Origin of the sequence: Streptosporangium carneum (assembly GCF_027922005.1) — a bacterium.
Classification (GTDB): Bacteria; Actinomycetota; Actinomycetes; order Streptosporangiales; family Streptosporangiaceae; genus Streptosporangium; species Streptosporangium carneum.
In genome coordinates this window covers 1-12,509 of record NZ_BSEV01000033.1, presented here as the reverse complement: position 1 = coordinate 12,509, position 12,509 = coordinate 1, and the positions used below count along the sequence as shown (strand labels likewise).

11 protein-coding genes and 2 tRNA genes are annotated in these 12,509 nt (G+C 69.4%); 8 read left to right on the top strand and 5 right to left on the bottom strand.

What is annotated here, in order from left to right:
* Positions 1–13: 13 nt before the first annotated feature.
* From PKF00_RS38800 to PKF00_RS38790, 3 genes are all read right to left on the bottom strand, one after another.
* Positions 14–1,030, bottom strand: coding sequence for an endonuclease/exonuclease/phosphatase family protein (locus PKF00_RS38800; RefSeq protein WP_271222739.1), 1,017 nt, complete (start codon positions 1,028–1,030; stop codon positions 14–16).
* Positions 1,031–1,308: 278 nt separating this feature from the next.
* On the bottom strand, positions 1,309–1,854 hold the full coding sequence (locus PKF00_RS38795) for an NUDIX hydrolase (RefSeq protein WP_271222738.1): 546 nt from the start codon (positions 1,852–1,854) through the stop codon (positions 1,309–1,311).
* Positions 1,851–3,137, bottom strand: coding sequence for a zinc-dependent metalloprotease (locus PKF00_RS38790; protein ID WP_271222737.1), 1,287 nt, complete (start codon positions 3,135–3,137; stop codon positions 1,851–1,853). The genes PKF00_RS38795 and PKF00_RS38790 overlap by 4 nt, the downstream gene beginning before the upstream one ends.
* A gap of 130 nt (positions 3,138–3,267) precedes the next feature.
* On the opposite strand from PKF00_RS38790, the gene PKF00_RS38785 reads away from it, so the two are divergent.
* The 8 genes from PKF00_RS38785 to PKF00_RS38750 all read left to right on the top strand — a co-directional run bounded on the left by PKF00_RS38785 (position 3,268) and on the right by PKF00_RS38750 (position 11,354).
* Positions 3,268–4,341 carry an NAD-dependent epimerase/dehydratase family protein gene (locus tag PKF00_RS38785; protein WP_271222811.1) on the top strand — a complete coding sequence of 358 codons (1,074 nt, stop codon included), beginning with the start codon at positions 3,268–3,270 and terminating at the stop codon, positions 4,339–4,341.
* Between the two features lie 53 nt (positions 4,342–4,394).
* Complete coding sequence (locus PKF00_RS38780; protein ID WP_271222736.1) at positions 4,395–4,820, top strand: molybdenum cofactor biosynthesis protein MoaE; 426 nt, start codon at positions 4,395–4,397, stop codon at positions 4,818–4,820.
* A 172-nt stretch (positions 4,821–4,992) separates the two neighbouring features.
* The gene (locus PKF00_RS38775; protein WP_271222735.1) at positions 4,993–6,039 is read left to right on the top strand and encodes a YlbL family protein; all 1,047 of its coding nucleotides are present in this window, start codon (positions 4,993–4,995) and stop codon (positions 6,037–6,039) included.
* Positions 6,040–6,399: 360 nt separating this feature from the next.
* The gene (locus PKF00_RS38770) at positions 6,400–9,345 is read left to right on the top strand and encodes a UPF0182 family membrane protein (protein ID WP_271222734.1); all 2,946 of its coding nucleotides are present in this window, start codon (positions 6,400–6,402) and stop codon (positions 9,343–9,345) included.
* A gap of 63 nt (positions 9,346–9,408) precedes the next feature.
* Positions 9,409–9,482 (top strand) — tRNA-Met (locus PKF00_RS38765).
* Between the two features lie 329 nt (positions 9,483–9,811).
* A tRNA-Met gene (locus PKF00_RS38760) sits at positions 9,812–9,885 on the top strand.
* Positions 9,886–10,058: 173 nt separating this feature from the next.
* On the top strand, positions 10,059–10,826 hold the full coding sequence (locus tag PKF00_RS38755; protein ID WP_271222733.1) for a group II truncated hemoglobin: 768 nt from the start codon (positions 10,059–10,061) through the stop codon (positions 10,824–10,826).
* Between the two features lie 108 nt (positions 10,827–10,934).
* Entirely contained in the window at positions 10,935–11,354 is a 420-nt protein-coding gene (locus PKF00_RS38750) for a PH domain-containing protein (protein WP_271222810.1), read from the top strand.
* Between the two features lie 28 nt (positions 11,355–11,382).
* On the opposite strand, the gene PKF00_RS38745 is transcribed toward PKF00_RS38750, so the two are convergent.
* Together PKF00_RS38745 and PKF00_RS38740 are read right to left on the bottom strand one after the other, a co-directional pair.
* The gene (locus PKF00_RS38745; protein ID WP_271222732.1) at positions 11,383–11,610 is read right to left on the bottom strand and encodes a hypothetical protein; all 228 of its coding nucleotides are present in this window, start codon (positions 11,608–11,610) and stop codon (positions 11,383–11,385) included.
* Positions 11,611–11,663: 53 nt separating this feature from the next.
* Complete coding sequence (locus PKF00_RS38740) at positions 11,664–12,065, bottom strand: hypothetical protein (protein WP_271222731.1); 402 nt, start codon at positions 12,063–12,065, stop codon at positions 11,664–11,666.
* Positions 12,066–12,509: the final 444 nt, after the last annotated feature.

The following is a 12,509-nucleotide window of genomic DNA, read 5'->3' as shown; positions in this document are numbered from 1 at the left end:
GAGGACGGCCGGCTCAGGACGAGGGCAGGCGGGGCAGGCGCAGGTCGGCGAAGACGGCCCGGTGGTCGGTGCCCGGCACGGTGTGGACGCTGACCGCGTTCACGTTCACCCGCTGGTCGACCACGACGTGGTCGATGGTGATGAGCGCCGGGGTCTTCTTGTTGGCGGGCCAGGTCGGGATCAGCCCCTGACCGACCCTGTCGGCCGCGTCGGCGTAGCCCCGGCCGAGGAAGGCGCGCATGGCGGCGTGGTCGAGACTGGCGTTGAAGTCGCCCGCGAAGAGGCGGATCCGGTCTGTCGACGCGGCGGGGAAGGAGTCGAGGGCCGCCGTCCACTCGTGCACCTGGCTGCCCAGCGGCGGGAAGGGGTGGACGTCGACGATCTCGACGTCCCCGGCCCCGGGGACGCTGACCACGGCGGCCGGCATGTTGTGGCCGATCGGCCGGAACAGGTTCTCCAGCGGGGTGAGGGAGTGCCGGGAGTACAGACCGCTGCCGCTCGCGCTCCACGCGGTCTGCAGCACCCGGTGCGGCATGAGGTCCTTCAGACCGGCCGCGTCCAACTCGTCGGCCATCCCCGGAGTCAGCTCCTGGGTGCTCAGCACATCGGGTTTCAACCGCCTGACCAGGTCCATCACCGCTTCGGGGTCGGCGTGGCCGAACAGCATGTTGAGGCTGAGCACCCGCAGCGGCGTCCCGGACGTCGCCTCGGCGGAGCCGAGGGCGCGGGGAAGGACGCTGAAGCCGAACGCCGCGGTGGTGACCAGCGCCACGGCGGTGGCCGCGCGCCTGCGGGTCGCCGCGGCCAGGAGCAGGGGAACGAGTGACCCCGCCGCGGCGTACGGCGTGGCGGTCATGAGCTGGGTGGTCAGGGATCCGCGTTCGAGTCCGGTCACCCTGGCCGCGGCCCACGCGGCGAACGGGGTGACCGCGGCCCAGACCAGGGCCTTGGGGATGCGCCAGCGTCGCCGGGGCGGGGTCGTGACCGCGCCGCCAACCACGTTCGTGCCCGCCGAGACGTCCACGCTCACACTGCCTCGATTCGCTCGCTCACCTCGACGGGATGACGATATCCACGGCCACGTGAGACGGGTGTAAAACGGTCCAACCATACGGAGCTGTTCGCCGGCCCGTCACCGAGGCCCGCCCTGCGGGCCGGGTTCGCCGACGCGGCGGGAGCACCCCGACACGACGGGAGCCTCCGGCAGGGTGAAGCCCCCGCGCGTCACAGGGGTGTCCCGGCGCGGGGCTTCGACGGAGCGAGCCTCCGGACGTCGCGGAGATCCCCGACGACACGAAAAAGCGCCTCTCAGGCGGAGCGCATCGCGTCGCGGGCGCGTCTGGCCAGCCTGCGGGTCGCCTCGTCGGAGAGCTCGGGGATCTCGTCGATCGGGAACCAGCGAAGGTCGAGCGACTCGTCGCTGATCACGGCCTCCACGTCCGCCGGGGCGACCGCGCCGTACTCCACGTCCAGGTGGTGGCTGTACGGAGGGTGGCACCAGACGCGGTGCCGGTCGAGGGCCAGCGGCCCCGGCAGCAGTCGCAGGCCGGGGATGCCGGACTCCTCCGTGGCCTCCCGCAGCGCCACGGCGTCGAGCGAGGGGTCGTCCCGCTCGCAGTGGCCTCCCATGGGAAGCCACATCCCGGCCTTCGGATGCAGCGTCAGCAGCACACGCTCGCCGTCGTGGGAGACGACCGCGGTCGTGGCGGTCAGGTGACCCGGCGCGCACTCCCGCCACATCGCGTCCTCGTAGGCGTGCACGTGCTGGAGGAACTCCTCACGCAGGACCTCCTCCTCGGCCGTCGGAGCCCTCCACGCCGTGAGGACCGCCCGTGCGTGCGCGTGCAGGCTCACGCGGTGTCGCCCCGGCCGCCGTTCTCCGGGCCCTCGGGGCCGTCGGAACCCTCGGCGTTCCCGTTCCCGGCGGGCTTGTCGCGCTCGGACGGGGGCTCGTTCAGCGACGCCTCAAGGGAGGACAGGTCCAGCTCGGGCTCGCCCCTGACGAAGCCCTCGGGGTTGTCGAGGTCGTCGGCCGTCGGCATCAGGTCGGGGTGGCTCCAGACCGCGTCGCGGCCGTCGACGCCCCGGTCGCGCTCCAGCGCCTGCCACAGGGTCGCCGCCTCACGCAGGCGACGCGGGCGCAGCTCGAGGCCGACGAGGGTGGCGAAGGTCTGCTCCGCGGGGCCGCCGGTCGCCCTGCGGCGCCGTACGGTCTCGGCCAGCGCGGCGGAGGAGGGCAGCTTGCCGTCGGCGGCGCCGTCGACGACCGTGCCGACCCAGCCCTCGACCAGGGCGAGCATGGTCTCCAGGCGGGCCAGGGCGGCCTTCTGCCGCTCGGTCTCCTCGGGCTTGAGCAGGTTGCCGCCGCTCAGCGCCTGCTGGAGCTGCTCCGGGTTGTTGATGTCGAGCCCGCGCAGCTGCTCCTCGAGGGCGGACACGTCGACCGTGATGCCCCTGGCGTACTCCTCGACCGCGCCGAGCAGGTGCGCGCGCAGCCACGGAACGTGCTGGAACAGCCGGTGGTGGGCCGCCTCGCGGAGGGCGAGATAGATCCGGATCTCCTCGGCGGGCGTCTCCAGGCCCTGACTGAAGGCGGCGATGCCGCCGGGCAGCAGAGCGGCGTTGTCGGACAGCGGCAGGCCGATGTCGGTCGAGCCGACCACCTCACGGGCGAGCGAGCCGAGGGCCTGGCCGATCTGCTGGCCGACCATCATGCTGCCCATCTGCTTCATCATGCCCATCAGCGGCCCGGCCATCGCCTGGGCCTCCGCGGGCAGGCCCGCGGCGCCGAGGGTGCCGCTCATGGTCTCGACCATGCGGGCCGCGATCGGGTCGCACAGCTGCCGCCAGACCGGGACGGTCTTCTCGATCCATTCGGACCTGCTCCACGCCTGAGGGTTGTTCACCCCGCTCGGGAGCGCGGTCGCCTCGTTCAGCCACAGGTCGGCGAGGTTGAGCGCGTCGACGATCTGACGCCGCTCGCCTTCCATGACACTCGGGTCGCCCTCGGCGGCCACGACGTGCCGGGCGATGTTCTTCGCCATGTCCCAGTTGACGGGACCGGAGCTCTGCGGCGCGGACAGCATGTCGGCGAACTGGCGCATGGCCGCTGCGATCTGCTCCGGGTCGCCGAACATGGCGAACGGATTCTCATTGGGGTCGTTTTCCCGACCTGGCAAGTCAGTCACCGCTCTACCTCGTGCAGGATGGAGGAGTCCACATCCGCCACGTTATCCGTCGCATGGTGGGTCAGTGCAAAGTGAGGACCTGGTGCCTACCTCGAAACGCCCCCGGCTCCCGGTCGTCGCCGTAACCGGCGCGGCCTCGGGTATCGGCCGTGCCTTCCTCGCGAAGGTCGCCTCGTCTGCGGATTTCCGCAGGGTCGTGGCCATCGACGAGCAGCGCGGCGACGTGCCCGACGTCACCTGGAGAGTGCTCGACGTCAGAGATCCGCTCTTGGCGAACCGGATCTCCGACATCGACGTCCTCGTCCATCTGGCGGGTGACTACGCCCTCGACGCCGACCCGGCCGAACGGCGCGCCTACAACCTGCGCGCCGCCCAGACGGTGCTCACCGCGAGCGCCGCCGCCCGGGTGCGCCGCGTCGTGCTGGTCACCAGCGCCATGGTGTACGGGGCGACGCCGGACAACCCCGTCCCGCTGCCCGAGGACTCGGCGGTGGCCGCGGAACCGGACACCGGAATCGTCGGCGACCACCTGGAGATCGAGGCACTGGTCCGGCGCTCGCTGCGCAGCCATCCCGGTCTCGAGGTGACCGTGATCCGTCCCGCCGCCGTGGTGGGTCCCGGCGTGGACAGCGTCGTGACCCGTCACTTCGAGGCGCCCAGGCTGCTCAGCGTCAAGGGCTGCAGCCCCCGCTGGCAGTTCTGCCACGTGGACGACCTGGTCTCCGCGCTGGAGGTGGCCGCGCTCGGCGGCGTCTCCGGAGTGGTGGGCGTGGGCGGCGAGGGGTGGCTGGAGCAGGACCAGGTGGAGGAGCTCTCGGGGCTGCGCCGCTTCGAGCTCCCCGCCGGGCTGACCTTCGGGACGGCCCAGCGCCTGCACCGTCTCGGCATCACCCCGGCCCCCGCGACCGACCTGCACTACGTCGTCTACCCGTGGGTGGTCGACTGCGCCGCGCTCCGCGAGGCGGGGTGGAAGCCGATGTGGAGCAACGAGGCCGCGTTCACGCAGCTCCTGGAGCTGCGTGAGGGCAAGCACGCGGTGGTCGGCCGTCGCCTGTCCGGCAAGGAGGCCACGCTCACCGCCGCGGGCGCGACCGTCGCGGTCCTCGGCACCGCCGCGATCGTCCGCGCCGCGCGCAAGAAGCGCCGCGTCTGAACCGTCCGCGCCGCGACCCGGGGACGGTTTCCCCGGGGCGGTAGCCTTTTGCCGTGGACGTCATCCGGTTGCTCGACATTCGCGACAGCGCGCTCTCCGTGGACGAGGTGTTCTCCGCGATCGGCGACCACGCCGCGGGCGGCACGACGATCTTCGTCGGCACCGTGCGCGACCAGGACCACGGCAAGCCGGTCACCCGGCTGTCCTACTCCGCGCACCCCGGCGCGGCCGGCGAGCTGCGCCGGGTGGCGGAGAAGGTCGCCGCCGACTTCCCGATCACCGCGCTGGCCGCGGTGCACCGGGTCGGCGACCTCGAGCTCGGCGACATCGCCGTCATCGTGGCGGTCGCCTCCCCCCACAGGGACGAGGCCTTCGCGGCCTCCCGGCGCCTGATCGACGACCTCAAGGGCGAGGTCCCCATCTGGAAGAACCAGATCTTCGCCGACGGCTCGACCGAGTGGGTCGGCGCCTGCGACTGACCGCCCGGCCCCGCTCTGCTCGGCCCCGCCCGAACGTCCGCGGGGCGCCCGCGTCCGGCGGCTCGCGGCCAGGGGGCCCGCGACGGGGAGACGGGCGCGCACCGTACGATCGGGAAGATGACGGCGCGTGCGTGCGGCTCCTCGACCGGTCACACGGAATAGGCTTCCTCCCATGTCCCGACGAGCGCTGACATTGATGGTGGCAGGCTTCCTCACGCTTGTGCTCGGCGTTGTCGGCGCCTTGCTGCCCGTGCCGTACGTCGTGCTGAGCCCAGGGCCGACGGAGAACACCATCGGCGACGTCAAGGGCAAACCGGTGATCAGCATCGAGGGGCACGAGACCTATCCGACGGACGGGAAACTGAGCCTGGTCACCGTGGCCTACCAGGGCGGCCCCGGCAACAGGATCGACCTGTTCAGCGCGCTCAGAGGCTGGATCGATCCGACGATCGCGGTCGTGCCCGAGGAGACGATCTTCCCGCCGACGAGCACGGCGGAGGAGGTCGAGCAGCAGAACACCCAGGAGATGACCAACTCCCAGGACGACGCGACCGCGGCGGCGCTGACCGAGTTGAAGATCCCCTACACCTCGGTGGTGACCGTCGCCTCCACGCAGAAGGGCTTCCCCGCCGACGGGAAGTTCAAGACCGGCGACGAGATCGTCTCGGTCGACGGGGTTCCCGCGACCGACAGGGAGAGCGTCTCCGGCATCGTCCGCAAGCACAAGGCGGGGGAGACGGTCACCTTCACCGTCAACCGCGGCGAGCGCAGCATGACCGTGGCCGTCCCGACGGTCGCCGCCAAGGACGGCACACCGATCGTGGGCATCACCATGCGGATCAGCTACAAGTTCCCCTTCAAAGTGAAGATCAACGTCGGTGACGTCGGCGGCCCGAGCGCAGGGATGATGTTCTCCCTGGGCATCGTGGACAAGCTCACCCCGGGCGGGATGACCGGCGGGAAGTCGATCGCGGGAACCGGGACGATCACCCCGGAGGGCAAGGTCGGTCCGATCGGCGGCATCCAGCAGAAGATGGTGGGCGCCCGGAGGTCGGGCGCGACGGTCTTCCTCGCGCCCGCCGACAACTGCGCCGAGGCGGTCAAGGCCGTTCCTGACGGGATGAAGCTCTACAGGGTCGCCACCCTGCACGACGCGGTGAAGGCGATCGACGTGATCCGCACGGGCACGGGCACCGTGCCCGCGTGTTCGGCGGGCTGACCTCCGGCGCGCGCGGGCGTCCCGGCGGGTCCGGCCCGCCTCCGGGCGTCCGAGGCCTGCCTTCGGGCGTCCGAGGCCTGCCTTCGGGCGTCCGAGGCCTGCCTTCGGGCGTCCGGGGCCTGCCTTCATGCGTCCGATGCACGGGGCCGGTTTTCGGCGTTGGAACCGGAGACAGGGCACTCATCCGGAATCTCGTACGTTGGCACTGTTGAAGCCTGCTCTGTGAGGAGTTGTGGCCGGACCGTGCCTGAGCGGCTCAGCCCGGCCGTAGCCCCGCCGGTGTAGGTTTCCAAACACGGACCGTGCTCTTACGACAAGGGGTTGGCCTTGAGCTTCCGGACCCCCGGAGCCGGTAGGGCGATGCGCTTGCCCCGCCGGCCACGACTGCTGCTACCTGTCGCGATCGCGATAGTCGCGGTTGTCGCGTTGTTCTTCCTTTTTGCAGGCATATACACCGACTACCTGTGGTACGACTCGGTCGACTACACGGCGGTCTTCTCCAGTGTGGTCGTCACGCAGATCCTGCTCTTCATCGTGGGCGTCGTGGTGATGGTCGGCCTCGTGGGCGGCAACATGCTGCTGGCCTACCGGGTTCGGCCCATGTTCGGCCCGGGGATGTTCGGCGGCGCCAGCGGCGCGGACCGCTATCGGATGGCCCTCGACCCACACCGCAAACTGATCTTCCTGATCGGCGTCGGCGTGCTCGCCCTGTTCTCGGGATCGTCACTGGCCGGGCAGTGGAAGACGTGGCTGGAGTTCCTCAACGCCACCCCGTTCAACGAGAAGGACGCACAGTTCGGCCTGGACCTGTCGTTCTTCATGTTCACCTACCCGTTCATCCGGATGGTGCTGAACTTCCTGTTCACCGCGGTGGTGCTGTCGGCCATCATGGCGGCGGTCGTGCACTACCTGTACGGCGGTTTCAGGATCCAGTCGCCCGGGCTGCACGCCTCCCGCGCGGCCAGGGTCCACCTGTCGGTGCTGCTCGGCGTCTTCGTGCTGCTGAAGGCGGTGGCCTACTGGGTCGACCGGTACGGACTGGTCTTCTCCGACCGGGGCTTCGCCTACGGCGCGTCCTACACCGACGTGAACGCGGTGCTTCCCGCCAAGACCATCCTGGCGATCATCGCTCTCATCTGCGCCGTCCTGTTCTTCGCGGGGGTCGTGCGCTCAGGCGGCATGCTGCCCGGCGTGGCCTTCGGCCTGCTCGTGCTCTCGGCCATCCTGATCGGCGGGGTCTACCCGGCCCTGGTCGAGCAGTTCCAGGTCAAGCCGAACCAGCAGGACAGGGAGCAGCCGTACATCAAGCGCAACATCGCCGCGACCAGGAAGGCCTACGGGATCGACAAGACCGAGGTCATCGAGTACGCGGCGCAGGGTGACCCCTCCAAGGTCAACGTCACCACCGACAGCTCCATCTCCGGCGTGCGACTGCTCGACCCCAACCTGGTCGCCAAGACCTACCAGCAGAAGCAGCGCATCCGCGGTTACTACGACTTCCACGACCCGCTCGACGTCGACCGCTACCCTGACGCGTCGGGCAAGATGCGCGACACCGTGGTGGCGGTCAGGGAGCTCACGGGGCCCCCGAGGGAGCAGGACAACTGGATCAACCGGCACCTCGTCTACACCCACGGATACGGCTTCGTCGCCGCACCGGGCAACGAGGTCGACTCCCAGGGCCTGCCCGCCTTCGACGCCAAGGACATGCCGGTCACCGGCTCGCTGGCCCAGCAGACCGGTCTGAAGGAGTCGCGGATCTACTTCGGAGAGTCCCCGTCCGCTCCCCAGTACGTCATCGTCGGCGGGGACAGGAAGCCGGGACAGGAGCTCGACTACCCGGAGAGCAGCGGCACCGGTCAGCAGAACACCACCTACACCGGCAAGGGCGGCGTCCCGGTCGGCTCGTTCCTCAACCGCATGCTCTACGCGGCCAAGTACGGTGAGACGAACCTGCTGCTGTCGGGCGACATCAACGACAAGTCCAAGATCCTCTACGAACGCAACCCGCAGCAGCGCATCGCCAAGGTCGCGCCGTTCCTGAGCCTCGACGACAACCCCTACCCCGCCATCGTCGACGGCAGGGTGGTCTGGATCGCCGACGCCTACACCACCTCCAACTCCTACCCCTACTCCGACAGCAGGAGCCTGGAGGCGATGACGCGGGACCTGGTCACCGACCCGCGCCTGGTGGTGCAGCAGCCGCGCGACAAGATCAACTACATGCGCAACGCGGTCAAGGCCACCGTGGACGCCTACGACGGCACGGTCACCCTGTACGCCTGGGACGACAAGGACCCGATCCTGCAGACCTGGCGCAAGGTCTTCCCCGGCCTCATCAAGTCGCAGAACGAGATGACGGACGGCCTCAAGCAGCACCTGCGCTACCCGGAGGCGCTGTTCAAGGTCCAGCGTGACGTGCTGTCCCGCTACCACATCGAGGACCCGAACGCCTTCTACAGCGGCCAGGACTTCTGGAACGTCCCGAACGACCCGTCCTCCGGCGAGCGCGACGTCAAGCAGCCGCCGTACTACCTGTCGGTCAGGATGCCGAACACGACGGAGCCGACGTTCTCGCTGACGACCACGTTCGTGCCACGGCAGGGTCCGAACCTCGCCGCGTTCATGTCCGTGGACGCCACGCCCGGCCCCGACTACGGCAAGCTGCGCATCCTGCGGATGCCCTCCAACACCACCATCCCCGGCCCAGGCCAGGTGCAGAACAACTTCCAGAACAAGTTCTCCGGCGAGCTCAACCTGCTGAACATCGGAGGGGCGAAGGTCCGCTACGGCAACCTGCTGACCCTCCCGTTCGCCGACGGCCTGGTCTACATCGAGCCGGTCTACGTGGAGACGGCGGCCTCCTCGGGGCAGGAGCCCTACCCCATCCTCCGCAGGGTCCTGGTCTCCTACGGGGACAGGGTCGGCTTCGCCGAGACCCTCGAGGGAGCGCTGCAGCAGGTCTTCGGCGAGGGCGCCCAGCAGACCAAGCCGGACGTCACCAAGCCAGACGTGCCCGCCCAGCCCAGCACCGCGCTGAGCCAGGCGATCGCCGAGGCGCAGAAGGCCTACGACGACGCGCAGAAGGCCCTGACGGCCAACCCGCCGGACTGGACGAAGTACGGCGAGGCGCAGAAGGCCCTGAAGAGCGCCCTGGAGAAGGTGAAGAACGCCTCGACGCCGGTGGCCGGCCCGACCCCGTCGTCGTCGGCCACCCCGGCTCCGTCGTCGTCGGCGACTCCCGCCCCGACGCCTTCGGGAACGGCTTCGCCGCCCCCGTCCCCATCGCCCTCGTCGAGTCCCTAGGGGCCGCTCCGAGTTATTGATTCGCTTCCACCGCCAAAGCCGGGTAGTCTTCAGACACACCGACGCGGGGTGGAGCAGCTCGGTAGCTCGCTGGGCTCATAACCCAGAGGTCGCAGGTTCAAATCCTGTCCCCGCTACTGATGAGAAGGCCCTGATCTCCTGGAGATCAGGGCTTTTCTCGTTCCCCGAGGGCCGCCTCCCGTCGAAGAGCCCGGGCCGTGCCGCCCGCGCCTCCTGCCGGAGTCTGTCGGAGCTCCGTGCGTGAGGCGAAACGGGTCCGCCCGATCGCGCTCCACAGCGTCCGCCCTGACCCGGCGAACCCCCGCGCCACGACGAGCCCTCATCGTCGGCCCGCCGAGAAGGAATCCAGGAGGCCGGGATCCGGGGCGGGGAGCGGCAGGGACGGGCGCGTCACGCAGCCGATTTGCTCTTGGCCGCGGGGGCCGGTAATCTTTAAACATACCGACGCGGGGTGGAGCAGCTCGGTAGCTCGCTGGGCTCATAACCCAGAGGTCGCAGGTTCAAATCCTGTCCCCGCTACTGATGAGAAGGCCCTGATCTCCTGGAGATCAGGGCCTTTCTCGTTGCGGCCTCCGATTCCCGTCCTCTTCTCGGAACCTCCCGCCTTTCGCCCGGCCCGTTCATGCCGCGCCTCGTAGACAATTACATGATTACAGTGATTATGTAGATCGTCTTCCGATGAAGGGCGAATCATGATCGTCGAATACATTCGTTACCGCGTGCCCGAAGAGTCGTCATCCGAGTTCGAGGCCGCCTACCGGCGAGCCGCCAAGCCGCTCGCCGACGCTCCCGAGTGCGTGGACTACGAGCTCACACGTTGTGTGGAGGAGCCGGGCGGCTACATCCTCAGGATCACCTGGACCTCGGCGGAGGAGCACCTTCGGGGGTTCAGGGAGGGTCCTCTGTTCGGGGCGTTCTTCGCCGAGATCCGGCCCTACGTCTCCGCCATCGAGGAGATGCGTCACTACGCGCCGACCGGAGTCCGGGGGCAGGGCTCGGCCGTGCCGTCGCTCTACGAGTGGGCGGGCGGGGCCGAGGCCTTCGAGCGGCTCACCGAGGTCTTCTACGACCATGTGAAGAAGGACGATCTCATCGGGCCGCTCTTCGCCGGCATGGATCCCGGCCATCCCGCGTACGTGGCGATGTGGCTCAGCGAGGTCTTCGGCGGCCCCGCCCGCTACACCCGTGAGCGCGGCGGCTATCCCCACATGCTCTCCCAGCACATCGGCAAGGGCATCGGCGAACCGCAGCGCCGCCGCTGGGTGAACCTGCTCCTGGACGCCGCCGACGAGGTCGGGCTCCCCGCGGATCCCGAGTTCCGCGCGGCGTTCGTCGGCTACGTCGAGTGGGGGACCCGGCTGGCTCTGGCCAACTCCCAGCCGGGCGCCACCCCGATCGCCCAGGCGCCCGTGCCGCGCTGGGGGTGGGGCGTGGCGCCGCCGTACGTGCCGGAGAGCTGAGCGACAGAGGGGGCGAAGGGGCCGGAGGGGCGGGAACCGGGGCGCACGGAACGAGCGGGGAGCGAGCGGTCCGGGGGAGCGAGCGGTTAGCGTGCAGGTGTGGCTGACATGTCAGAGCCGGTCCTGCGCTGGCGCGTACGCAGGGAGCTCCTCGTCGTCAAGGTCGTCGCGGCGCTGGTGCTCGCCGTGCTCGCCGTACTGAGCCTCGACGATCCGCGAGGGGCGGTCCTCGCGGGCGTCGCGGCCCTGGTGGCCACGGGGCTCGCCCTGCGCGACCTCCTCGCGCCGGTACGACTCAGCGCCGACGGCGAGGGACTCGTCGTGGTGCGGGGGTTCGCCGGGGCGGAGCGGGTGCCGTGGAGTGCGATCGAGCGGATCCGGGTCGACAGGCGGACCCGCTTCTCCTCGCGCACGGAGTATCTGGAGATCGACACCGGAGAGGAGATCTTCCTCCTCAGCCGGTTCGACCTCGGTGTCCCGTGCCAGGAGGTCGCCGATGAGCTTCGCGCTTTCAGAACCGGTTTCTGAAAGGACAGGACCGCTTTCTGAAAGACCGTCAGGCCCTGACTCTGCGGTGCCGCGCCTTGGCCCGAGGCCGGGAGGGGCGTAGCAGCACAGCGGCCTTGTAGAGGGACCAGCCGATGAGGAACGCCCCGAAGGCCCCCTGCCCGAGACGCGTCCACATCGTCCCCTCGGCCGCCGCGAACACCACCACGCCGCTCCAGAGAACACCGAAGACCCCCACGAGGGTCGTCGCGCCCCAATCCAGCCCCCGCCGCCACATGCCTGAAGTGTTGCAGATCTTGGTTCAAGGCCAGGTCAATGACGCGGAACGCCTCATCTGGGGAGACTGCGGCTCGTGCCGGAACATCTGCGGACGCGAGGCCCGCCTCCGTTCACGACCGTCGGGGTCTGTTCCAGGCGAGTCGCCAACGCGGTCGCGGTACGGGCGTCCACCAGGATCTGGTTCACCTCGTCCTCGGTGAGGGGAAGCTGGCCCTGGCGGGCGAGTTCCTCTGTGACGTAGGTCAGCGGAGTCGAGCACCCCGCCGCCTCGGCGGCGGCCGTCGCCCGAGCCGCGGTGAGGAGACGCAGGTGCTGGGCGCGGAGCATGGCCTCGCGCATCCGCGCGTCCTCGAGGTCGCTCAGCAGTGACCTGGCGAGCCTGAGCAGGTCACCTGGGTGATCCGCCTCCGCGTCGATGTGCGCGCGGATGTCGTCGAACTCTGAACGGGTCATGGTGCTCACCTCCACGGTGGAGTCAGGATCCTGACCCTCGTGCCTTCTTCGTATCCAGAGCCGATTGCGAAGGGCTTGCTAAGCGCTTGCGCAGCTTCGACTGCCTACGAACGTTTGGGACGCGCGAGTGCTGGGGATGGTTGGCAAGTTGTCTCTGTGACACGTGAGGACTGGTAGTGTTCTTCTCGCAGAGCGGCAGACCGCGGAGGCCAGAGGGCCTCCGGAGCGGCGAACCGCTCAGCAACCCCCTTCTTCTTGCTTCGGCAGAGGTGTCCAGGTTGTCTGCGGACGATTGGACAAGGACCGAATGTCTCGGTAAGTTAGAAGGGTTGCTCCGGAGACGGGGCAGGCAGGACTCCTGGAGGGTCGGCCGGGTGAGTGCGGGCTGAAGCGAAAAGCGACAGTTTGACACGAACCGGGCGGACATGATAGGATGGGAACACG